Below are 22,175 nucleotides of genomic sequence, written 5' to 3' on the forward strand. Positions count from 1 at the left end.
CGTCACGTTCAGCACCACCGCACCCACACCGGAAGCCGGCACACCACCTCGGCCGGTCACCTGCAGGTCCACCACGTGGTTACCCGCCACCGCAGCCTTCGGCGCACCCAGACCGCTGCGCGTGTCCAACAGCCGCGACGGCGACAGCCCGGCGTACTCCGACCCGGTCGGATACCAGCCCATCACGTCGCCGATGAGGTTCGTCTGACCGCCGGAGGTCACCAACGACACCTTGCCGCCCGTACCGACCTTGACGATGACGAGGTTGGCCACGGTCTGACCCGCGACGAAGTTCAGGTTCGAGGTGTTCGGCCGCACCTGACCCGCCGGGAACACCGTCAGGTTCCCCGCCGACGTCGGCCCCACCGCCGTCACGTTCAGCACCACCGCACCCACACCGGAAGCCGGCACACCACCTCGGCCGGTCACCTGCAGGTCCACCACGTGGTTACCCGCCACCGCAGCCTTCGGCGCACCCAGACCGCTGCGCGTGTCCAGCAGCCGCGACGGCGACATGGGGACGTACGACCCCGAGGCGGTCGCCTCCGCCGTGCCGGAGAAGAGGGCCCCCACCAGCGACATGAGGGCCAGGACGAGAACAAAGCTGCGACGAACGCGGCGCACGAGACACCTCGGGGCTCAGACCGCCGAAGCGGAGAATGGGTGGCCGTTCAGCGCATCGGGCGCCCGGTCATCCGGCCACACGGGAGTGTAGGTGACCTCGTGTAGAGGTCGGGTCGATTTCTTCGCTTTCCACGCGTTCGGGACACATCAGATCGACCGCGGGGGCCCGTCCCGAGAAGCCCGTCCCGACCTTGGGGCGTCGGCTCAACGGCCGGCGGCGACGCGCCTCGCGGCGCGCTTCATCACGGCGGTGTAGGCGGGACGTGCGAATCGCTTGGCGCGCCAAGCGATCTGACCGTCGCGGTCGGTGAGGATGACGTCGCGGCGGGCGTCGATGCCGCGCACGACGATGTCGGCGACCTGCTCGGCCGACCGCTTCGAGCCACTCACCAGCTTCTTGCCGGCCGACTCCATCTCGGTGTCGGCGCCCTGGAAGGACGAGCCGAGGTTGGTGCGGAAGAACGACGGGCAGACGACCGACACATCGATGCCGTGGGGCGCGAGCTCGTGCGAAAGCGTCTCGCTCAGGGCGACGACGCCGGCCTTGACCGTGTTGTAGGCCGCCATCCCGGGCGCGTGGACGAGGCCGGCGAGCGACGCGGTGTTGACGATGTGACCGCTGCCCTGCTCCTTGAACAGCGGCGTGAACGTGCGGCAGCCGCGGACGACGCCGAGCAGGTTGATGTCGACGATCCAGTGCCACTCGTCCATCGTCGCCACGTCGATGCGTCCGCCGGCGGCGACGCCGGCGTTGTTGACGAGCAGGTCCAGCCCGCCCCACGTCCGGCGCACGTGGGCGAGCGCCGCGGCCCACGCCTCGTCGCTGCGCACGTCGAGAGGCAGGTAGGCCGCAGCCTCGGGCAGAGCGTCGGGCCGGTCGGCCTGCACGTCCGTCGCGAGCACGTGGTCGCCTCTGGCGACCAGGGCGCGCACCAGCGCGAGCCCGAGACCGGAGGCGCCACCGGTGACCAGGACACGACGGGGTGACGCCGGGGTCGAGGTGCGGGTGGACGTGAGGGCGCTGAGCGGGCGGGACGGCATACGCCCCAACCTACTGGCGCACCGTGAGCGTGACCTTGCCCCGGGCACGGCGCTCGTCGATCTCGGTCAGCGCTCCGACGACGTCGTCCAGCGGGTGGCGCGTGCCGATCGGCGGGGCGAGCAGCCCGGACTCGAGGAGCGGCAGGATCGCGTCCCACTGCTCGCGCAGGAAGCCGGGGTCGGGCATCCAGAACGCGCCCCAGCCGACGCCGACGACGCTGATGTTGTTCAGCAGCAGGCGGTTGACCTTGACCTCGGGGATCTGGCCGGCGGTGAAGCCGATCACGAGCAGCCGGCCCTCGGGCGCGAGGCTGCGGAGGCTGTCGGTGAAGCGGTCGCCACCGACCGGGTCGACGACGACGTCGACGCCGCGACCGTCGGTGAGCTCCTTGGTGGCGGCAAGGAAGCCCTCGGCGAGCACGATGTGGTGAGCGCCGGCGGCGCGGGCGGTCTCGATCTTGTCCTCGGACGAGACGACGGCGATGACCCGGGCGTCCATGGCCCGCGCCATCTGGATGGCGGCCGTCCCGATGCCGCCGGCCGCGCCGTGGACGAGGACGACCTCACCGCGCTCGAGCCGGCCACGCTGGGTCAGCGCGAAGTGGACGGTGAGGTAGTTCATCGGCAGTGCGGCGCCGACCTCGAACGGCACGGCGTCGGGCAGCGCGAAGACCATCGCCTCGGGGACCGCGACCGTCTCGGCGAAGGCCCCGAGCACGGGGAAGGCAGCGACCCGGTCACCCGGACGGAAGGCACTGCCCTCAGCGACCTCGCGCACGACGCCGGCGCACTCGGCGCCGGGGACGAAGGGCAGCTCAGGACGCATCTGGTAGAGGCCCCGGCTCATGAGGACGTCGGGGAAGCTGACCCCTGCCTCGTGGACGTCGACGAGGACGTGCCCGGCCTCGAGGGCCGGCTCGGGAACCTCTTCGACGGTGACGGTGGACGGGCCGCCGAGGCTGGTGACGCGCGCTGCTCTCATGCCTTCGACCCTAGTTCGCGGGGAGGTCCGGCGCGATGGTGAAGGTCACACGGAGCAGGTCGGCGTCTCGGGAGCTGGGCCCGACGCGCAGCTCGAACTCGCCCGGCTCGACGACACGCCGTCCGGCTGCGTCGACGATGGAGCAGGCTGCCGCGGGGACCTCGACACGCGCCGTCACCGACGCCCCCGGCGGCACCGTCACCCGGCGGAACGCCTTGAGCTCCTTGGCAGCCCACGTGACGCTCGTGACGACGTCGGTGACGTACGCCTGCACGACCTCGTATGCCGTCCGGTCGCCCGTGTTGGTCAGCGTGACCTCGGCGACCACGACGTCGTCCGGCGAGAGCTCGGCGGCCTCGAGAGTCAGGCCGGACCACTCGACGGTGGTGTAGCCGAGGCCCTCGCCGAAGACGAACTGCGGCTCCTGGGTCAGGTCGGCGTAGCGGTGGCCGTGCTGGCCGCGGACCTGGTTGTAGTAGGTCGGCTGCTGGCCGACGTGCCGCGGGACGGAGACGGGCAGGCGGCCCGCAGGCTCGATGTGGCCGAGGACGAGCTCGGCGACGGCGCGTCCGCCGCGCATGCCGGGGCTGAAGGCCTCGATGACCGCGGCTGCCCGCAGGGCGCTCGGAGGCAGCACGTTGGGCTTGGAGTGGAGCAGCACGACGACGACCGGGGTGCCGGTGCCGTCGAGCTCCTCGACGAGGGCGTCGAGCAGGGCCACCTGTCCGCCCTGGAGGTCGAGCGTCGCCGTCGAGCAGCCTTCTCCTGTCAGGGCGATCGTGTCGCCGAGGACGACGACGGCAAGGTCGGCGGCGCGGGCGGCGGCGACCGCCTCGGCGAGCTGGGCGGGGTCGACGGGCGCCGCGGCCGAGACCGGCGGACGGGGCTGTCCGTCCGGGAAGAGCGGCCCCTCGGGGTCCGGCACGAGGGTCTCGATCTCGGCGCCGCGGGCGTGTGTCACGGTCCAGGACGCCGGGACGACGGCACGGAAGCCGTCGAGGACCGTCTCGACGGTCTCGCGGGGGTGACCGTCGGGCATCCAGTCCACCTGGCCGGACGCGCCGGCCCAGTCGCCGAGGTTGGCCTGGGGGTCGTCGGCGTTGGGTCCGAGGACGGCCACGGTGCGGGGAACGTCGCTCACGGCATACGGCAGGCTGCCGTCGTTGGTGAGGAGCACCAGCGAGCGTCGGGCGACCTCGAGGTTGAGCGCGGCGTGCTCGGCGGAGCCGATGACGAGGCGCTGGCGCTCGGCGTCCGGCGCCCGCGGGTTCTCGAAGAGGCCGAGCTCGAGCTTGACGCGCAGCACGCGGCGCGCGGCCTCGTCGATCTGTCGCTCGTCGAGCAGGCCGCGGGCGACGGCCTCCTGCGCGGCCTCGAAGAACGCCGGTGTCGTCATGACGAGGTCGTTGCCCGCGCGCACGGCGACGGTCGCAGCCTCGACGTCGTCGGCGCAGACCCTCTGCTCCCAGACCATGCGCCCGACGTTGTCCCAGTCGGTGACGAGGGTGCCGGTGAAGCCCCACTCCCCCTTGAGCACCTCGTCGAGCAGCCAGCCGTTGGCCGTGACGGGTACGCCGTCGATCGCCTGGTAGCCGAGCATGAAGGTGCGGCAGCCCTCCTGCACGGCCCGCTCGAAGGGCGGCAGGAACCACGAGGTGAGCTTGCGGCGACTGAGGTCGGCCTCGCTCGCGTCGCGGCCACCCTGCGTCTCTGAGTAGCCGGCGAAGTGCTTCGCGCAGGCGAGCACCGCTGTCGGGTCGGTGAGTCCGTCACCCTGGTAGCCACGGACCATGGCCGCGCCGAGCTCGCCGATGAGGTGCGGGTCCTCGCCGAAGGTCTCGCCGACGCGGCCCCAGCGCAGGTCACGGGTGATGCAGAGCACCGGTGAGAAGGTCCAGTGCACGCCTGTCGCAGCCACCTCGACGGCGGTGGCACGCGCCGCCCGCTCGACGAGGTCGGGGTCCCACGAGCAGGCCATGCCGAGCTGGGTCGGGAAGATCGTCGCGCCGGGCCAGAAGGAGTGGCCGTGGATGCAGTCGTCGGCCGTGAGGAGCGGGATGCCGAGCCGGGTCTGCTCGGCGAGGGCGATGGCCTCGAGCATCCGCTCGGGCGAGGTGTGCAGGATCGACCCGGCGAGCCTGGTGCGGACGATGTCGTCGAGGTCCCCGCGCGCGTCCAGCTGGAGCATCTGGCCGACCTTCTCGGGCAGGGTCATCCGGCCGACCAGGTCGTCGAGGCGCTCCTCGACGGTGAGGGACGGATCACGAAACGGCAGGGCGGTCGGGGCGTCGGCAGGCACGTCCCGACGCTAGTCGACCTACGCTGGAGAGGTGATCGAGCCCCTGACGCGCCTGCCCGACGGGACCATCAAGCAGGTGAACCCCATCACCGGCACCAAGGTGTGGACGCTCCCGGGCAGGGGGGCCCGGCCGCTGGGGCAGCTGAGCCGGCACCCGCTGCCCATCGACCCCGACGACCACGACCGGCACTGCGCCTTCTGCTGGGCCCGCATGCGCGAGACGACCCCCGAGATCGCCCGGATCGTCCACGACGGCGACGGATGGCACGAGACGCGCGGCCTGCTCGCGGAGGACCTCGACCACAGCACGGCCCAGTTCCGGCTCATCCCGAACCTGTTCGAGATCCTCAGCTACGACTACTGGCACCTCGCGCACGGCTGGGAGCCCACCGCCGAGTCCCGAGCCCGGCGCACGGCCTACCTCTCGACCCCGGCGGGGCGCGAGCACGTCACGGCGCTCGCCCGCATCCGGATGCGGGCGCGCGGCACGGCCGGATTCGACGCCGAGCCGCTCGCCGAGGACGACCTGGAGCGCGAGGCGGTCGGGCTCTTCGCCGGCAACCACCAGGTCGTCATCGCCCGACGGCACTACGTCGACGACGCGACGGACGACTCGCAGCTCGCGGGCTCAGGCACCCTGACTCCCGAGGAACACCGGAGATACACGGAGTTCACGATCCGCGCCATGCGCGACCTCTACCGTGACAACGAGTGCGCGCGCTACGTGTCGGTCTTCCAGAACTGGCTGGCGCCCGCCGGCGCGTCCTTCGACCACCTGCACAAGCAGGTCGTCGCGATCGACGAGCTCGGCGCCCAGAAGGAGCGGGAGGTCGAGCGGCTCCGCACCGAGCCCGACATGTTCGCCCGGTGGGGGGCGGAGTATGCCGCGTCGCAGGGTCTCGTCGTCGCGCGCACCGAGCACGCGGTCGCGTTCGCCGGCGTCGGCCACCGCTACCCCGCCCTCGTCGTGCACGTCACCGACGGCGAGGGCTGCCCGTGGGAGCTGACCGAGGAGCAGGTACGCGACTTCTCGGACCTCGTGCACGCGTGCCACGCCGCCACCGGCGTGCACGTGCCCTCGAACGAGGAGTGGCACCACCGGCCGCCGGGCATCGACGTCCCGATGCCGCTACGGGCCGTGGTGAAGTGGCGCATCTCGACGCTGGCCGGCTTCGAGGGTGGGACGAAGATCTACGTCAACACCATCGACCCGTGGTCGGTCCGCGACCGAGCGGTCACCCGGCTGCGCGAGCTGGCCGCGCAGGGAGCCGTCTCGGACCGCCTCACGATCTGTTGAGCTCAGTGGGGCGGCAGCGCCGGAAGACCGGCCGAGAGTCCCGCCTGCACAGCCCCGCGGACCACGAGGGTGTCGGGGTCCTCGTCCGCCCCGACCTCGCAGGCTGCCCAGTGCTGAGGCAGCGCGTGCCGGCGCGCGGAGCTGAGCGCCGCCTCGAGGTACCCCGGATACGCAAGGGTGCCTCCGGCGAGCACGACCCGGCGCGGGTTGACGAGGTTGACGAGAGCAGCGAGTCCTTCCCCGAGCGCCTGACCGGCTGCCTCAATGACCCGGACGACGTCGACCTGACCGTCAGCGGCCCGCGCCGCCACCTCGGCGGGCGGCATCTCGAGGTGCCGGAGCACGGCAGCACCCGAGGCCACGGCGTCGAGGGTGGTGGTGGTCGTCGAGCCCGTCACCCGCGCGGGGATGCTGCCCAGCTCACCGGCCCAGCCGTCCGCTCCGCGGTGGACGTGGCCGCGGCTCGTGAAGCCCGCGGCTACACCGGTGCCCACGACGACGACAGCCAGCTCGTCGTCCTGGGGGTGCGCCACCGTCGCGGCGAGCAGGGCCGCTCGCACGTCGTTGACGAGGCATCCCGGGCGAGGCCCGTCGAGGGCTCGAGGGCGCCAACCCCCGAGCTGGGGCAGCACATCGGCAACAACGACCCGTGCGCCGTCGGGACTGAGCAGCCCCGGACAGGCGATCCCGACGGTGCGCACCGCGGGGACCGAGCCGACGAACTCGTCGATGGCCGCGTCGAGCTGACCGGGACCGCAGCCAGGGCCGGTGTCGACCCGCAGCTCGCGGTACACGTCACCGGATGCCGACACCGCTCGACACAGCAGCTTGGTGCCCCCGATGTCGACGCCCACGTGCACGCCGCAAGCCTCTCATGGCCCCGTGCGGACCGACGTGTCGCAGAGACCCGTCAGAGCTCGCTGCCGTGCCCCTCGGTCCGGCCGACGTTGCCGTCTGCGCCGATGGGACCGCTGGTGTCCGCGCCCCGTCCCGTCACCTGCTGGAGGCGGTCGATGTGCTCGGAGGCCTGGGCCTTGGTGAGGTCACCGGGCAGCGTCTCGCCCGCCTCGCGGGTCAGGGTCTCGAGGTAGCTGCGCTGCGGGCCGGTCATGGCCTCGTCGCCGGTGACCCAGTCCTCGGGGTCCTTGACCGCGGAGTCGCCGCCGGGGCCCGCGGTCGCGGGGCTGGTGGCGCCGATGACGTCGTCGTTCGAAGGTGTGTTCGATTCGCTCATGCCGATCCCGTACCCGATCGCGGCGCGCCCGGCACGGACCCTGGACACGCTCCTGCAGGCCGCCCGGTCAGCGGGCGAAGGACATCGCCTCGGTGACGTCGCTGCGGAGCATGTCGCGGCGGTCGAGCAGGTAGTTCTGCCGCATCAGCCAGGGCGCGGCATCCCCCTGCTGGGGCAGCTCCCCCTCCGCCCGGCGCACGTAGCCCGACGCGAGCGGCAGCAGGGGCTGACCTGCCATGCCGTCGGGAGCGTGCGGCGTGGCGACCCGCCAGGCGTTCTGCTCCATGTGGTTCAGCAGCCGGCACACGTAGCGGCTCGCGAGGTCGGCGCGCAGCGTCCACGAGGCGTTGACGTAGCCGACACAGACCGCGAGGTTGGGCACGCCGGCGAACATGACACCGCGATAGACGGTGAGATCGCCTGTGGGACGGGCCTGCCCGTCGACCGTGATGGCGATGCCACCGGCGATCTTGATGCGCAGTCCCGTCGCCGTGACGACGACGTCGGCCTCCAGCTCGCGTCCTGAGTGCAGCCGTATGCCGTGTGGCACGAACGTGTCGATCGTGTCGGTGACGACGTGGGCGCGTCCACTGCGCACGGCCTCGAAGAGGTCGCCGTCGGGAACGACGCAGAGGCGCTGGTCCCACGGGTCGTAGGTGGGGGTGAAGTGGTCGGCGACGAGGTCGGTGGAGCCCAGCGACTTCGCGGCGCCCTTGGCGAGCAGAGACCTCATGACGGCGGGCCTGCGGCGGCTGAGCTCGTAGACGCCCATCGTCCCGAGGACGTTCTTGTAGCGCGCGGCGGTCCCGGCCGCTCGCCCGGGAAGCACCTTCTGCATGACGTCTCGGACCCGGTCCTGACGCGGCAGCGACGCGATCCACGTCGGCGTCCGCTGGAGCATCGTCACGTCGGCGCCCGCCTCGGCGAGGGCGGGCACGAGCGTGACCGCCGTGGCTCCTGATCCGACGACGACGACCTTGCGGCCCGCGACGTCGAGGTGGTCGGGCCAGAACTGCGGGTGCACGACCTCACCCTCGAAGGAGTCCAGCCCGGGCAGCTGCGGGTCGTGCGGCCGCTCGTAGTCGTAGTAGCCGCTGCAGAGGTAGAGGAAGCCGCACGTCAGCTGCTCGCGCACGCCGTCGCGCTCGACCGTCACCGTCCAGCGTGCCTCGTGGCTCGACCAGTCCGCCGCGACGACCTTGTGCCCCAGACGGATCCGCTCGGCGATGCCGTGCTTCTCGGCGGTCTGGCGCAGGTAGTCGAGGATCTTCGGCCCGTCGGCGATCGCGTCGGGGTCGGTCCACGGCTCGAACGGGAAGCCGAGCGTCATCATGTCGGAGTCGGAGCGCACGCCCGGGTAGCGGAAGAGGTCCCACGTGCCGCCGAGCGAGTCGCGAGCCTCGAGGATCGCCCAGGTGCGCGTCGGGCTCATCGTCGACAGGCGGTAGCCGGCGCCGATGCCGGACAGGCCGGCCCCGACGACGAGGACGTCCAGGTGCTCGAGATCGCTCACCTCGCCATTCTCACCCACTGTGACGCTGGCCGCGCGATCGGCTACCGAGCGGTAACCAGCGGCTACCCTCGGGCGGGTGACGACGGCATACCCCCACCTGCTCGAACCGCTCGACCTCGGCTTCACGACGCTGCGCAACCGCGTCGTGATGGGCTCGATGCACACCGGCCTCGAGGACCGCGCCAAGGACTTCGACCGGCTCGCCGCCTACTACGCCGAGCGCGCCCGCGGCGGCGTCGGTCTCATCGTCACCGGCGGCTTCGCGCCGAACCTCGCGGGCGCCCTCTACCCCGGCGGTTCGGTCCTCGTCACCGGGCGGCAGGCCCGCCGCCATCGGGTCATCACGAACGCCGTGCACCGCGAGGGCGGCACGATCGCCCTCCAGATCCTGCACGCCGGGCGCTACGCCTACCACCCGCTCGCCGTCTCGGCGTCGGCGCTCAAGTCCCCGATCTCGCCCTTCGCGCCGCGCGCCCTGAGCACGCGCGGCATCCGGAGCACCGTGGCGGCCTACGCCCGTTGTGCCCGGCTCGCCGGCGAGGCCGGCTACGACGGCGTCGAGATCATGGGCTCCGAGGGCTACCTGATCAACCAGTTCCTCGCGCCGCGGACCAACCAGCGCACCGACGAGTGGGGTGGCTCCCCCGAGAACCGGCGCCGCCTCGCCGTCGAGGTCGTGCGCGCTGTCCGCGAGGCAGCCGGACCGGACTTCGTCATCGTCTACCGCCTGTCGATGCTCGACCTCGTGCCCGACGGACAGTCGTGGGACGAGGTCGTCGCCCTGGCCCATGAGGTCGAGGCCGCCGGCGCGACGATCATCAACACCGGGATCGGCTGGCACGAGGCGCGCGTCCCGACGATCGTCACCTCGGTGCCGCGCGGCGCCTTCACGCGCGTCACAGCCAGGCTCCGTCCCGAGGTGGGCATCCCTGTCGTCACGTCCAACCGCATCTCGATGCCCGACCTCGCCGAGCAGGTCATCGCCGACGGCAGCGCCGACCTCGTCTCGATGGCGCGGCCCTTCCTCGCCGACCCGGACTGGGTGGCGAAGGCCGCAACCGACCGGGCCGACGAGATCAACACGTGCATCGCCTGCAACCAGGCCTGTCTCGACCACACCTTCGCGAAGAAGACGGCGACCTGCCTCGTCAACCCGCGCGCCGTCCGCGAGACGACGCTGGTCCTCGCGCCGAGCCGCCGCAGCAAGCACGTCGCCGTCGTCGGCGCCGGACCGGCCGGGCTCGCCACCGCCGTGGCCCTGACGGAGCGCGGCCACCGGGTCGAGCTCTTCGAGGCCGGCGACGAGCTCGGCGGCCAGTTCGCGCTGGCCATGAGGATCCCCGGCAAGGAGGAGTTCGCCGAGACGATCCGCTACTACCGCAGGCGACTCGAGCTCGGCGGCGTCAAGGTCCATCTCGGCCGGCGAGCCACCGTCGACGACCTCACCGACTTCGACGAGGTCGTCGTCGCGACCGGCGTCGAGCCGCGCATCCCGGACGTCCCCGGCATCGACCACCCCAAGGTCGTCACGTATGCCGCTGCCGTCCGCGGCGAGGCACCACTGGGTCAGCGGGTGGCCGTCATGGGCGCCGGCGGGATCGGCGTCGACGTGAGCGAGCTGCTCACCCATGTCGAGTCGCCGATGACCATCGAGCAGTGGATGGCGGAGTGGGGCGTCGGCGAGCCTGACGCCTCCCGTGGCGGGCTCGTCGAGCCGCACCCGTCACCGTCGCCGCGCGAGGTCCACCTGCTCCAGCGCAAGCCCACGTCGATCGGGAAGGGACTCGGCAAGACGACGGGCTGGGTGCACCGAGCCGCGTTGAAGGCCAAGGGAGTCCACCACCACGTCGGGGTCAACTACGAGCTCGTCGACGACGACGGACTTCACATCAGCCACGGCGAGGACCGCACCGACCCGCAGGTGCTCGACGTCGACACCATCATCGTCTGCACGGGGCAGGAGTCGGTCAACACCCTCGGTCCCCAGCTCGCCGCAGCCGGGGTCAGGGCGCACGTCATCGGCGGCGCCGACGTCGCGGCCGAGCTCGACGCCAAGCGCGCGATCCGTCAGGGCACCGAGCTCGCGGCCGTCATCTGAACCCCACGTCGCCTGCGCTCAGCGGGGCGCGGCATCGAGCAGGAAGGTGCTCATCGGACCCTTGCTCTTGACGAGGATGGTCCCGCGAGGACGCAGGGCGAACTCTGGCCCGAGGGCTGCCGCGACGCGTTCGGTCACGTGGATCTCTCCCGGCAGTCCGTGGGACTCCATGCGGCTGGCCGTGTTGACCGTGTCGCCCCAGAGGTCGTAGATGAACTTGCGTCGACCGATGACCCCCGCGACCGCCGGTCCCGTGTCGACGCCGATGCGCACGGCGAGCCACTCGCAGCCCGGCTCCCGCGCGATGGCCGCGATCTCCTCGCGCATCGCGATCGCGACCCGAGCCACTGCCTCGACGTGGTCGGGTCGGCGCTCCGGCAGGCCCCCCGCGACCATGTAGGCGTCGCCGATGGTCTTGATCTTCTCGACCGCCTGCAGGTCGGCCTCACGGTCGAACGCGGAGAAGATCCGGTCGAGGAGCGCGACGAGGTCGTCAGCTGGCATGACCTGCGTCCGCTCGGTGAAGCCCACGAGGTCCGCGAAGAGGACGGTCACGGCGTCGTAGTGCTCCGCGATGACGCCGGTGTCGCGTTTGAGCCGTTCGGCGATGGGCGCGGGCAGGACGTTGAGCAGCAGGCGCTCGGACCTGGCCTGCTCGGCCTCGAGGGCGATGCGTGCCCGTTCGCGCTGCTCCACGAAGTAGCCGAGCATCGCGTAGGCACTGATGGTCACACCCATGACGTTGAGCACGAAGAAGACGACGACGAAGCCCGTCGGCAGGACCGCAGGGTGCTCCGACAGCCGAGGGTCGAGCAGGGCCAGGGTCACGACCGCGACGAAGAAGGCCACGAGCCACCCGACCGAGCGCCGCACGCCGAGCAACGCGAGGGCGGCCAACGGGACGAAGATCGCCCACAGCACCATCCCGCTCGAGGCGACGAAACCGCCGAGTGACGCCTGGAGCAGAGCCGGAAGGACGAGGAACGCCACGAGCTGCGTCGTGCGGAACACGGCGAAGTTCCCGGTGCGCGAGAGGACGAGCAGCCCCACCACGGTGATCACCTGGTACGCGGCCGGTATCGCGGCCGACCGGGGATGGCCGTAGGCGAGGTAGGTGCCGACCCAGATGAACGAGATGACCGCGATGAGCACCGACGCGAGGATCAGCATGCCCTGGCGCAGGCGCTCGTCCTGGGACCTGTCCTGCCTGGCGCCGATCTCGGCCAGGCGCTCGACGACCCGGACTACGGCCCCTCTGAGACCGGTCCGAGGAAGGGTGAGCACGTCGGATGCGCCCATGCCGCGATGGTACGGCGGACGACACCGCCACTCACGGCATCGGCGCAGGAGCGAACGCGACGCACCGAGGTCGTGGCCTCGGCCGGCTACGACGGTCGACGTCGCCCCGGGCCCGGCGCAGTGCCCGTCAGGTACGCATCCACGAGCCGGGCCGCGTCGCCGGCGCCGTCCTCCGCGCGGACGCGCTCGCCGAGGGCGTATGCCGTCGCGCGGGCTCCCGGGGACAACGCCACCTCGAGCGCCCGCTGGAGCCGGGCCGCCGTCAGGTCCTTGCGCGCGACCGGCGGCGGCGCCACCCCGAGGTCGGCCATCCGCCTGCCCCAATAGGGCTGGTCGGCGGCGTGCGGCACGACGACCTGCGGCACGCCGGCGCGGACGGCGGCTGCCGTGGTTCCCGCACCGCCGTGGTGGACGACGACCGAGCACCGGGGGAAGAGCACGTCGTGCGGGGCCGGCCCGATCCCGAGGACCCGGTCCGTCGTGTCGGCCGTCAGCCCAGCGAGGCCTTCGCTGACGACACCGCGCACGCCGAGGCCGTCGAGCACCGCGAGGACATCGCGCGTGACGCCCGCCGGGTCGGGAGTGGGCATCGAGCCGAAACCGACGAAGACAGGCGGGTCACCGGCGGCGAGGAACGCCTCGAGCTCCGGGTCGAGGCTCGCAACGGAGCCGGGGTCGTCGCGCACCCAGTAGCCGGTCTGCCGCAGCGCCGGTGGCCAGTCGGCCGCCGGCGGCACGACGCCCGGGCTCGCGGCCAGCAGGGTCGGAGTGCGCTCGGCGGCAGCCGTGTAGCGCCGGAACCGCTGTCGTGGCAGTCCTCTTCGTTCCCGAACGAGGTCTCCCGCCGGACGGAACAGGTCGAGTGCGACCCGCCCCGCGAGGCTGCTCCACGCGTGGTTCACCCACGAGGTGGCCCGCGGCCGGAGTGCCAGCGCCACCGAGTCACCGTGCGCGCTCGGCCACACCGGCGCGAAGACCGCGTAGAGGTGCGGTTTCGTGGGCCGTCCGCCGCGGTGGGCCGGGGCGAGCAGGGCGTCGACCAGGTCGAAGGTCAACGCCCCGGAGACGACCGCGTCGGCGCTCTCGACGAGCCGGCCGACATCATCAGCGAGGGCCTCGGCGGTGCCGGCCATGACCTCACGCATGAGCCGCGCCTCGCGCACCTGCGTCCGCGCCGAGCCACGGAGGGAGTCACGGCCCAGCCCCTCCCGCAGCGGGCCCTCGAGATCGAACGACAGCGGCTCGAAGTCGACGCCACTGCCCGCCACGACGTGCCCGAGGTCGGCCGGGGCGGCCAGCGACACGGCATACCCCATCCGGCGCAGCCGCTGCCCGAGCGCGACCAGCGGTTGCACGTCACCGCGGGATCCCATGCCCAGCAACAGGATCCGCACGTCAGTCCTCACCGAGCTGCGCGCGCACGCGCGGCACGACCTCCTCGGCGTAGAGGCGGATGCACTCCATGCGCTGGTCGTGCGGGAGGGTGCCGAAGGAGTACTTCAGCTGGAAGCGGGAGAGCCCGAGCACCTGCACGGTGTCGACGATCTTGGCAGCCACGGTGTCGGGCGAGCCGCAGTAGACCGCACCCCCGGGACCCAGCTGCTGGAGCGCCTGCTCCCTGCCCATGGGCGCCCAGCGTCGCTCGCGGCCGAGCTTGTTCATGTAGGGCAGGAAGTGCGGCATGAACTCCTCGCGCGCCTGCTCGTCGGTGGCCGCGACGTACCCGGGCGAGTGCACGCCGACCGGCAGCTCGGGCTTGCCCATCTCGGACAGGGCACGGCGGTAGAGGTCGGCGAGCGGGGCGAACTGGCGCGCCGACCCGCCGATGATGGCGATGATGACGGGGAAGCCGTAGTGCGCGGCTCGCACGACCGACTGTGGCGTGCCACCGACGCCGACCCACACGGGAAGGTGACCGGATTCCGTTGCGGGCATGATCTTCTCGACCTGGAGCGGCGGCCGGATCGAGCCCTCCCAGCGCACCGGCTCCTCGGCGACGACCGCCGCGAGCAGGTCGAGCTTCTCGTCGAAGAGCGTCTCGTAGTCACCGAGGTCGAGCCCGAAGAGCGGGAACGACTCGATGAACGAGCCTCGACCGACGGTGATCTCGGCGCGGCCGTTGCTGATCGCGTCGACGGTGGAGAAGCGCTGGAAGACGCGGACCGGGTCGTCGCTCGACAGCACCGTGACCGAGGTGCCGAGGCGGATGCGCTCCGTGCGACCGGCGAGACCGGCGAGCAGCACGTCGGGCGCGCTGACCGCGTAGTCGTCGCGGTGGTGCTCGCCGATGCCGAAGAAGTCGAGCCCGAGCCGGTCGGCGAGCTCGCCCTCGGCCAGGACCTCCCGGATGACCACGGCCGGGTGGAGCGGGGCGCCGTCGGGACCGTTGGCGATGTCGCCGAAGGTGTCGAGGCCGAGTTCGAGGCTCATGGCCCCATCGTAGGTAGGCCACCGACCGGCCACGTGCGGCCTGCGTCCGGGTCCCAGCGGCGGACGGACACGATCGCCCCGTCGAGCGCGCGCGCCCGGCCGAGCACCGCGAGCGCCTCGCCGACCTGGCGTGAGCCGAGACCTCGGGCGAGGGTGACGTGCGGCGTCCAACGGCCGGGGCGCACCTGGTCGGGGACGTCGGGCGCGGCGACCATCGCGGCTGCGACGGTCGCCTGGAGGCTGAGCAGCTCGGCGGAGGGGACCACGAGCCGGGCGAGCACGTAGCGGCGCGAGCCCATGACGACGAGCGCGCCGAGCCGCACCGGAACCGGCGGCGCCCCGTCGAGGGCCCGCGCGAGCCGCGCCTCGACGAAGTCCGGCACGGCGCCGGCGACCGACAGGGTCACGTGCGGGGCGTTCGTCGCGCCCTGGTGCTTGGCCTGGCTGGGCAGGCCGGCGTCGCCGAGGGCCCTCCACTCGCGCCTGACCTGCGCGTCGATGTCGGCGTCGAGGAGCCCCTCGACCGAGTGCAAGGGCATTCAGGCGACCGGCAGTGGCTCGGGAAGGCCGACCCCGGACCCGTCGAGGTCCAGACCGACGTGATCCGCGACGAAGGCGCGGATGGCCGACGTGTGCTCGTCCCAGCGACCGTCACCCACCGGCAGCACGAGCATCGGCAGGTCGAGGCCCTCCAGGATCTGCAGCTCCATCTCGCGACGACGACGCATGAACTCGACGTAGCCGTCGAATCCGCGGTAGCCGCAGCGCAGTCCGAGACCCTGGCTGGTGTGGTAGTCGATGACGCTCTCGAGCCACCCGGTCGGGCGCTCGGCGGCAGCGCGCTCGAGAGCTGGCCCGGGGTCGCCGGTGTCGAGGTAGACGAGGGCTGGGTGGTGGGCCCGGACCGCCTCGACCAGTCCCTCCACGTGACGGCGGAGGACATCGACGGGCCGGTCCGCCCGGGCGACGAGAGCGCAGCCGGGGTTCTGCAGCAGCACGCACTCCCACACCTGCACGGCGTGGGGTTCGGTCGCGCCGAACCGGCGCCAGCTGTCGGTGAGCACCCGCGTGTGCACCTCGACGGGGACGTCGCCGTCGTAGGCGTCACGGCGCCGCAGTCGTTCGACGAGGTCGGGCGGGAGCCCCGGGCGGGCCTGGTAGCGCACGAGCCACACGTCCCCGAAGGGCTCGGCGGCTCCGAGGAGCGCCCGCGACGTCGCAGGCGACTCGGACTGCCAGGCATGCAGGTCCGCCGCACTGAGGACGGCGACCTGCTCGAAGTCCACGGGGTGGTCGGTGCGACCCTCAGGCCAGTGCTCCACCTCGACCCGCTGCCCCGCGAGCCACGCAGCGATGCCGCGGGCGGTCGTGCTCTTGCCTGATCCGGGGAGCCCCTCGACCATGACGGTCCGGCTCACGTCACCTGCCCGTCCGACTGGAGGCCGACGGTTCACGCGGGTCGAGGCGCGTGAGAATGGTTGCGAGAGAAGCGCCTTCGTGTTCGCTCAGGCCGCCGAAGAAGTCCTCGGCGCCCGCGCGGCGAGCCGCGTCGACCTCGGCCAGCACGGACTCGCCCACCTCGGTGAGCGTCACCGTCATGGCGCGCCGGTCATCGGGGTCGGGCGAGCGCGTGACGAGGCCACGCGACTCCAGGCGGTCGATGACGTCGGTCGCCGAGCGGGGCGCGATGCGGAGGCGGTCGGCGATCACCCCGAGGCGGGTGGGGCCGTGGTGCCCGATGACCCGAAGGGCGCGGGCGTCGTGGGGCGAGAGGTCCGGACCCAGACCGGCCGCCCAGCGACGACGCAGGGCGCGGGCCGCACCCATGAGCAGCTCGTCGAGTGAGGGCTCGTCGGCGTCACGCATGCAGGCAGCATACGTCGTTCACATGTGGGTACGCCTCATAGTGAGGTAACCTCATCATGTCGCTTGGGGGAGCACACAAAGGGGACACCAGGGGTGGGGAGTACATGAGCGATTTCAGCAACCCGTTCGCCGGTGGGGGCGGTGGCGGCAAGGCCAAGAAGATCGATCCGCTGGACCGCGCCCAGCTCGCCGAGTCCCCCGTCTCGATGGGACGGGTCGCCCGCCTCTTCCGTCCGCACGCCCGCACCGTCGCGGTCGTCGTCGCCCTCATCGTCGCCACGTCGGTCATCTCGATGGGTCAGCCGTTCCTGCTGCGCGCCGTCATCGACGACGCACTCCCCCACCACGACGTCCGCCTCCTGCTCCTGGCCGTCGGCGGCATGCTCGCCGTCACCGTCGTGAGCCAGCTCCTCGGCGTGGTGCAGACGTGGCTGACGACCACCGTCGGGCAACGCGTCATGCACGGGCTGCGCACCGACGTCTTCCGCCACGTGCAGCGCCAGTCCGTCGCCTTCTTCACGCGCACCCGCAGCGGCGAGGTGCAGTCACGACTCACCCACGACATCGCCGGCATGCAGACGGTCATCACCTCCTCCGCCACCGGGGTCGCGAGCAACCTCACCACGGTGGTCGCCACGTCGATCGCCATGGTCGCCCTGAGCGCCCGGCTGTCGCTGCTCTCGCTGCTCGTCATCCCGCCGGCCGTCCTGATGACCCGCAAGGTGGCCCTCGTGCGCCGTGACATCACGGCGCAGCGCCAGCGCCGGCTCGCTGACCTGCACAGCCAGGTCGAGGAAGGCCTCACCGTCAGCGGTGCCACGCTCATCAAGACGCTCGGTGCGGCGACGGCCACGGCCGACCGCTTCGCCGAGACGTCCACCGACCTCATCGACCTCGAGCTGCGCTCCCAGCTCGCCGGCCGCTGGCGCATGGCGACGATGCAGATCATGTTCGCCGCGATCCCGGCCCTCATCTACCTCGCCGCCGGGCTGCCGGCGACGGCCGGCACGATGACCATCGGCACCCTGATCGCCTTCACGACCCTGCAGACGAGCATCTTCCGCCCCCTCATGGGACTGCTCGACACCGGCGCCCAGTGGGTCACCTCGATGGCCCTCTTCAGCCGGATCTTCGGCTACCTCGACCTGCCCGTCGAGGTGGCGCCGCCTGCCGACCCCGTGGTGGTGGAGCACGACCGGCTGCGCGGAGCGGTCCGCTTCGAGGGCGTCAGCTTCAGCCACGACCCGGCCGCGGCGGAGAAGGCGTATGCGGTGGACGACGTCACGCTCGACATCCCGGCGGGCACGACACTGGCGCTCGTCGGCGAGACCGGCTCCGGCAAGTCGAGCCTTGCCGGCCTGCTCGCCCGACTGCACGACCCGCAGGCGGGACGGGTCACCATCGACGGCATCGACCTGCGCGACCTCGACCCGGCCGACCTCGCGCGCATCGTCGGGGTCGTCTCGCAGGACGCCTACCTCGTGCACGCCTCGATCCGCACCAACCTCCTGCTCGCCGACCCGGGTGCCACCGACGACCAGCTGTGGGAGGCGCTTGCGACCGCCCAGGTCGCGCCGCTTGTCGCGAGCCTCCCTGAGGGCATCGACACCGTCGTCGGCGCGCGCGGCCACCGGTTCTCGGGTGGCGAGAAGCAGCGCCTCGCGATCGCCCGCACCCTGCTGCGCAACCCGCGCGTCCTGATCCTCGACGAGGCGACGAGCGCCCTCGACAACGAGACCGAGCGGGACCTGCAGTGCGCGATCGACCGGCTCATGGCGGGTCGCACCACCCTGACGATCGCGCACCGCCTCTCGACGATCCGCGACGCCGACCAGATCGCGGTGCTCGACCACGGCCGGGTCGTCGAGGCGGGCACCCACGACGAGCTGGTCGACCTCGACGGCCGCTACGCCAGGCTCCTCGAGGCCCGCGAGACGTCGGCGCCCCCCGTCATCGCCGCTTGAGGCACGGGTCCGACGAAGGACGGGAGGGCGGCATACCTCGGTCGCTTGCCGCGCCCCGGTCCCCGTGTGGCACGGTGGGGCCGTGGAAGCCGCAGACGTGCCCGTCGACCAGCCTGTCGACGCGCCTGTCGGACAGGAACCGGTGCTCCGCGAGCCGGCGCACCGTGTCTCGCGCCGAGCCGTCCTCATGTGGACCCTGCAGGCCGCCCTCGTGCTGGCCGGGCTGCTCGCCGGGCAGGTCGTGTGGTGGGTCGTCGACGACGCGCCGTCACGCACCCCGCACTGGGTCGTCGGCGCCGTGTGGCTCGTCGCCGGCGCGACCTATGCCGTCGCGATGCCCCAGTGGCGCTACCGCGTGCACCGCTGGGAGGCGACGCCGCGCGCGATCTACACCCAGAGCGGCTGGCTCTGGCAGGAACGTCGCATCGCTCCGCTCGGCCGGGTCCAGACGGTCGACCTCGAGCGCGGTCCCATCGCCCAGCTGCTCGGGCTCGCCTCGGTGACGATCACGACCGCCTCCGCGGCCGGTCCCGTCACCGTCCACGGCCTCGACCTGCCCGTCGCCCGCGAGCTCGTCGACGCCCTGACCGCGGCCGCGGTGACCGAGGCGGGCGACGCGACGTGACGGACGGGTGGCGACGGCTCGACGCACGCATGCTGCTCGTCCATCCGCTCGAGACGCTGATCCGTTTCCTGCCGGCGCTGCTCGCGGTCGTCATCTTCCGGGCCGGCTCCGACGACAACGACCGGTGGGAGCTGTATGCCGTCCCGCTCATCGTCGCCTTCGGCGTCCTGCGCTGGGTGACGACCCGCTACCGCATCGCCGACGGCCAGATCGAGCTGCGGCGCGGGCTCGTCACCAAGCAGACCACGACGGCACGGCTCGACAAGGTGCGCACCATCGACCTGACGGCCCGGGTCTACCACCGGGTCCTCGGGCTCGCCAAGGTCGAGATCTCGACCGCAGGCGGCCAGCACGACCGGCTCGTCCTCGACTCGCTGAGCGTCGGCGCCGGGCGACAGCTGCGCGCCGAGCTGCTCCACCGCGTCGACCCCGCCGTGACCGGACTGCCGGCGCCGACGGGCGCGCCCCTGGCCGTCGACGCGATGCCGGCCGACGTCCCGCCGCCGGCTGACGACGAGCTGCTCGTCCGGCTCGACCCGGCCTGGATCCGCTACGCGCCGCTGACGGTGACCGGACTCGCGAGCGCCGCCGCCATCGTCGGCTTCGCGTCGCAGGGCCTGTCGCGCTTCTCGCAGGAGCGGTCGGTCTTCCGCGACGGTGCGTCGCTGGCCGCGCGGCTGTCGTGGTGGGTCGACGTGCTGCTGCTGCTCGGCGTCGTCTCGCTCCTCGCGGTCGGGGCCTACGTCCTGACCTTCTGGGGCTTCCGCCTGACCCGCAACCGGCTCGGCACGCTCCACATCCGTCGCGGCCTGCTGACCAACCGCGAGACGAGCATCGACGCCGCACGCGTGCGCGGCATCCGACTCGACGAGCCGCTCGGCCTGCGTCTCGCCGGGGCACGCCGCCTCAAGGTCGTCACCTCGGGACTGCTGCGCGAGCAGGGCGGATCCGACTGGCTGTGCCCGCCGGCCCCTGCGGACGTGGTCACCCCGCTCGCCCTGCGCATCCGCCCCGACGAGCAGGCCGTGACAGGCCCGCTCACGCCGCACGGCCCGGCCGCACGGCGACGGCGGCTCACCCGAGCGCTCGTGCCGGCGCTGGTCGCGTCCGCCGCCCTCGTGGCCGCGCGCCTGCTGCTGGACTGGCACGGCTCGCTGCTCGTCCTCGTGCCACTGCTCCTCGTCGGTGCCGTGGCGCTCGGACGCGACCGTTACCGGGCCCTCGGTCACGCCGTGACGCCCGACCACCTCGTGTCGCGGCACGGTTCGCTCGACCGCCAGCGCGTCGTGCTCGACCGCGACGGCATCATCGGCTGGAGGGTCGAGCAGTCCTTCTTCCAGCGGCGCGTCGGCGTCGCGACGCTCGTCGCCACCACCGCGGCAGGTCAGCAGCACTACGACGTCGTCGACGTCCCCGTCGAGCAGGCGTATGCCGTCCTGGCCCAGGTCAGCCCCGACCTGCTCGCCGAGTTCGCCTGAGCAGCAGGCCAGCACCGGTCCTGAGATCCGGGCAGGCCGCACGGAACGGACGTGATCGTCGGTGACTTCCGATGACCGGATGCCTCGGGCTGCACGGCCCACGCACCTGGGCGTAGCGTTCCTTCGACATGGCAGATCTGGTTCTCCTGACGCTGCTGATCTGGCTGTCACGAGGAACGCCGGACGCAAAGGAGCTCCCGTGACCCCCTACATCGACCTGAGCCGACGCACCGATCTCCCGGCCGCGTCCGACGAGCGTGCCACCCTCAGCCAGCTCCTGAGCTACGTGCGCCTGACCGTCCACGCCAAGTGCGTCGGCCTGTCCCAGGCGGACGCCGTGCAGACCCCGCTCCCGAGCTCGCCGGCCATGAGCATCGCCGGCCTGGTGAGCCACCTGCGCTGGTCCGAGGCCTTCTGGATCGACGTGGTCTTCCTCGGCGGGCCCAACCAGTGGCCCGGGACGGACGACGACTCCGAGCTCCAGATGCGCCGCGGACTCGAGCGGCCGCTGGCCGAGCTTCTCGACGAGTACGCCACCCAGGCAGCCCACACCGACGAGGTCGTCGCTGCCCGCGACTGGGACGCCGAGTCAGTGGCCACGGACGACAGGACCGGCAGGCCGTTCGCGTTGCGGTACATCATCACGCACCTGGTCGAGGAGACTGCCAGGCACAACGGCCACCTCGACATCCTCCGCGAGCTCGCTGACGGCGTCACCGGCGACTGAACCCAAGGTGACCCGTCCTGCGGACCCGAGCACCAGCCGTTCTCCCGCCGACCCAGCGAGGGGCCGGCTTGCGGCCGGCCGCTGCCGCCCTGATCATCTGCAGATGAACGAGACGCCCGCCCCGGTGAGGCTCAGACGTGCCGTCCGGGCGGTCATCCTGGCCGATGACCATGTCCTGCTGTGCCGCTTCAGCTTCCCGCACCCGGCCGTGCCGACGGGCGCAACGGTGGTGTGGGCGGCCCCCGGCGGCGGCATCGAGCCCGGTGAGCTGCCGCTGGCGGCACTGCGCCGGGAGCTGCACGAGGAGACGGGGCTCGTCATCGACACCGACCCGCCTCACGTCTGGCACCAGGAGGTCGCTGCCCCCGGCCAGGCTGACGGCTACGACGGGCTGGTCAACGACTACTTCCTCGTCCGCACCACGCGGTTCGACCCCCGGGGTGCGTTCTCCGACGACGAGCTCGCGGGCGAGCACATCACCGGGATGCGGTGGTGGCGGCACGGAGACATCGCCGCGTACGACGGCACCGACCTGTTCTCACCCCGTGACGTCGCCACACCGCTGGCGCCGCTCATCGCCGGCCACCTCCCGGGCACGCCGGTGCTGCTCGGCCTGTGATCTCCCGGCACCGGTCATTGCAGGTCCGGCCAGGTCGGCTCAGCGTTGGTGGCACCGGCGTCCCGGACCCGCCGTGCAC

20 protein-coding genes are annotated in these 22,175 nt (G+C 72.3%); 7 read left to right on the forward strand and 13 right to left on the reverse strand.

Features of this window, described 5'->3' with window-relative positions; all coding sequences use genetic code 11:
• The 4 genes from ABD831_RS03105 to ABD831_RS03120 all read right to left on the reverse strand — a co-directional run.
• The coding region (locus ABD831_RS03105; protein WP_344941335.1) for a hypothetical protein at positions 1–624 on the reverse strand (624 nt) is incomplete at its 3' end.
• 204 nt (positions 625–828) lie between these two features.
• Positions 829–1,665 (reverse strand): SDR family NAD(P)-dependent oxidoreductase, encoded by an 837-nt coding sequence (locus ABD831_RS03110; protein WP_344941338.1) that lies wholly within the window; start codon positions 1,663–1,665, stop codon positions 829–831.
• A gap of 10 nt (positions 1,666–1,675) precedes the next feature.
• Positions 1,676–2,647 carry an NADPH:quinone oxidoreductase family protein gene (locus ABD831_RS03115; RefSeq protein ID WP_344941340.1) on the reverse strand — a complete coding sequence of 324 codons (972 nt, stop codon included), beginning with the start codon at positions 2,645–2,647 and terminating at the stop codon, positions 1,676–1,678.
• Positions 2,648–2,657: 10 nt separating this feature from the next.
• On the reverse strand, positions 2,658–4,946 hold the full coding sequence (locus tag ABD831_RS03120; protein WP_344941343.1) for an exo-beta-d-1,3/1,6-glucosidase: 2,289 nt from the start codon (positions 4,944–4,946) through the stop codon (positions 2,658–2,660).
• Positions 4,947–4,977: 31 nt separating this feature from the next.
• Between ABD831_RS03120 and ABD831_RS03125 the strand changes: the two genes are divergently transcribed.
• Positions 4,978–6,243, forward strand: coding sequence for a DUF4921 family protein (locus ABD831_RS03125; protein WP_344941346.1), 1,266 nt, complete (start codon positions 4,978–4,980; stop codon positions 6,241–6,243).
• 2 nt (positions 6,244–6,245) lie between these two features.
• On the opposite strand, the gene ABD831_RS03130 is transcribed toward ABD831_RS03125, so the two are convergent.
• From ABD831_RS03130 to ABD831_RS03140, 3 genes are all read right to left on the reverse strand, one after another.
• Positions 6,246–7,103 (reverse strand): ROK family protein, encoded by an 858-nt coding sequence (locus ABD831_RS03130; RefSeq protein ID WP_344941348.1) that lies wholly within the window; start codon positions 7,101–7,103, stop codon positions 6,246–6,248.
• A gap of 50 nt (positions 7,104–7,153) precedes the next feature.
• Complete coding sequence (locus ABD831_RS03135; RefSeq protein WP_344941351.1) at positions 7,154–7,477, reverse strand: DUF3072 domain-containing protein; 324 nt, start codon at positions 7,475–7,477, stop codon at positions 7,154–7,156.
• 67 nt (positions 7,478–7,544) lie between these two features.
• A complete protein-coding gene (locus ABD831_RS03140) occupies positions 7,545–8,990 on the reverse strand; it encodes a flavin-containing monooxygenase (protein ID WP_344941354.1) in 1,446 nt (481 codons plus the stop codon).
• 76 nt (positions 8,991–9,066) lie between these two features.
• Between ABD831_RS03140 and ABD831_RS03145 the strand changes: the two genes are divergently transcribed.
• The gene (locus tag ABD831_RS03145) at positions 9,067–11,088 is read left to right on the forward strand and encodes an FAD-dependent oxidoreductase (RefSeq protein WP_344941356.1); all 2,022 of its coding nucleotides are present in this window, start codon (positions 9,067–9,069) and stop codon (positions 11,086–11,088) included.
• Positions 11,089–11,106: 18 nt separating this feature from the next.
• Here the strand turns inward: ABD831_RS03145 and ABD831_RS03150 are convergent, their stop codons facing one another.
• The 6 genes from ABD831_RS03150 to ABD831_RS03175 form a co-directional block, all read right to left on the reverse strand.
• A complete protein-coding gene (locus ABD831_RS03150) occupies positions 11,107–12,387 on the reverse strand; it encodes an adenylate/guanylate cyclase domain-containing protein (protein ID WP_344941359.1) in 1,281 nt (426 codons plus the stop codon).
• 86 nt (positions 12,388–12,473) lie between these two features.
• Positions 12,474–13,793, reverse strand: a complete 1,320-nt coding sequence (locus ABD831_RS03155; protein ID WP_344941362.1) for a glycosyltransferase — start codon at positions 13,791–13,793, stop codon at positions 12,474–12,476.
• Positions 13,783–14,817, reverse strand: a complete 1,035-nt coding sequence (locus ABD831_RS03160) for an LLM class flavin-dependent oxidoreductase (protein WP_344941365.1) — start codon at positions 14,815–14,817, stop codon at positions 13,783–13,785. The genes ABD831_RS03155 and ABD831_RS03160 overlap by 11 nt, the downstream gene beginning before the upstream one ends.
• Positions 14,814–15,356, reverse strand: a complete 543-nt coding sequence (locus ABD831_RS03165) for a 2'-5' RNA ligase family protein (RefSeq protein ID WP_344941368.1) — start codon at positions 15,354–15,356, stop codon at positions 14,814–14,816. The genes ABD831_RS03160 and ABD831_RS03165 overlap by 4 nt, the downstream gene beginning before the upstream one ends.
• On the reverse strand, positions 15,357–16,235 hold the full coding sequence (locus tag ABD831_RS03170; RefSeq protein ID WP_344941371.1) for a P-loop NTPase family protein: 879 nt from the start codon (positions 16,233–16,235) through the stop codon (positions 15,357–15,359).
• Position 16,236: 1 nt separating this feature from the next.
• Positions 16,237–16,683, reverse strand: coding sequence for a MarR family winged helix-turn-helix transcriptional regulator (locus ABD831_RS03175; RefSeq protein WP_344941374.1), 447 nt, complete (start codon positions 16,681–16,683; stop codon positions 16,237–16,239).
• 104 nt (positions 16,684–16,787) lie between these two features.
• On the opposite strand from ABD831_RS03175, the gene ABD831_RS03180 reads away from it, so the two are divergent.
• The 5 genes from ABD831_RS03180 (at position 16,788) to ABD831_RS03200 (ending at position 22,096) form a co-directional block, all read left to right on the forward strand.
• Positions 16,788–18,647 carry an ABC transporter ATP-binding protein gene (locus ABD831_RS03180; protein WP_344941377.1) on the forward strand — a complete coding sequence of 620 codons (1,860 nt, stop codon included), beginning with the start codon at positions 16,788–16,790 and terminating at the stop codon, positions 18,645–18,647.
• An 82-nt stretch (positions 18,648–18,729) separates the two neighbouring features.
• Positions 18,730–19,272 carry a PH domain-containing protein gene (locus ABD831_RS03185; RefSeq protein WP_344941380.1) on the forward strand — a complete coding sequence of 181 codons (543 nt, stop codon included), beginning with the start codon at positions 18,730–18,732 and terminating at the stop codon, positions 19,270–19,272.
• Positions 19,269–20,750, forward strand: a complete 1,482-nt coding sequence (locus tag ABD831_RS03190) for a PH domain-containing protein (protein ID WP_344941382.1) — start codon at positions 19,269–19,271, stop codon at positions 20,748–20,750. The genes ABD831_RS03185 and ABD831_RS03190 overlap by 4 nt, the downstream gene beginning before the upstream one ends.
• 199 nt (positions 20,751–20,949) lie before the next feature.
• Positions 20,950–21,477, forward strand: a complete 528-nt coding sequence (locus ABD831_RS03195; protein WP_344941385.1) for a DinB family protein — start codon at positions 20,950–20,952, stop codon at positions 21,475–21,477.
• A gap of 103 nt (positions 21,478–21,580) precedes the next feature.
• Entirely contained in the window at positions 21,581–22,096 is a 516-nt protein-coding gene (locus tag ABD831_RS03200; RefSeq protein WP_344941388.1) for an NUDIX domain-containing protein, read from the forward strand.
• Positions 22,097–22,175 lie beyond the last annotated feature (79 nt).

Origin of the sequence: Terrabacter ginsenosidimutans (assembly GCF_039539425.1) — a bacterium.
Taxonomy (GTDB): domain Bacteria; phylum Actinomycetota; class Actinomycetes; order Actinomycetales; family Dermatophilaceae; genus Terrabacter; species Terrabacter ginsenosidimutans.

Coding starts and splice junctions, on each gene's coding strand:
- ABD831_RS03110 (WP_344941338.1), bottom strand. CDS start 1,665: ATGCCGTCCCGCCCGCTCAGCGCCCTCACGTCCACCCGCACCTCGACC.
- ABD831_RS03115 (WP_344941340.1), bottom strand. CDS start 2,647: ATGAGAGCAGCGCGCGTCACCAGCCTCGGCGGCCCGTCCACCGTCACC.
- ABD831_RS03135 (WP_344941351.1), bottom strand. CDS start 7,477: ATGAGCGAATCGAACACACCTTCGAACGACGACGTCATCGGCGCCACC.
- ABD831_RS03150 (WP_344941359.1), bottom strand. CDS start 12,387: ATGGGCGCATCCGACGTGCTCACCCTTCCTCGGACCGGTCTCAGAGGG.
- ABD831_RS03160 (WP_344941365.1), bottom strand. CDS start 14,817: ATGAGCCTCGAACTCGGCCTCGACACCTTCGGCGACATCGCCAACGGT.
- ABD831_RS03165 (WP_344941368.1), bottom strand. CDS start 15,356: ATGCCCTTGCACTCGGTCGAGGGGCTCCTCGACGCCGACATCGACGCG.
- ABD831_RS03175 (WP_344941374.1), bottom strand. CDS start 16,683: ATGCGTGACGCCGACGAGCCCTCACTCGACGAGCTGCTCATGGGTGCG.
- ABD831_RS03180 (WP_344941377.1), top strand. CDS start 16,788: ATGAGCGATTTCAGCAACCCGTTCGCCGGTGGGGGCGGTGGCGGCAAG.
- ABD831_RS03200 (WP_344941388.1), top strand. CDS start 21,581: ATGAACGAGACGCCCGCCCCGGTGAGGCTCAGACGTGCCGTCCGGGCG.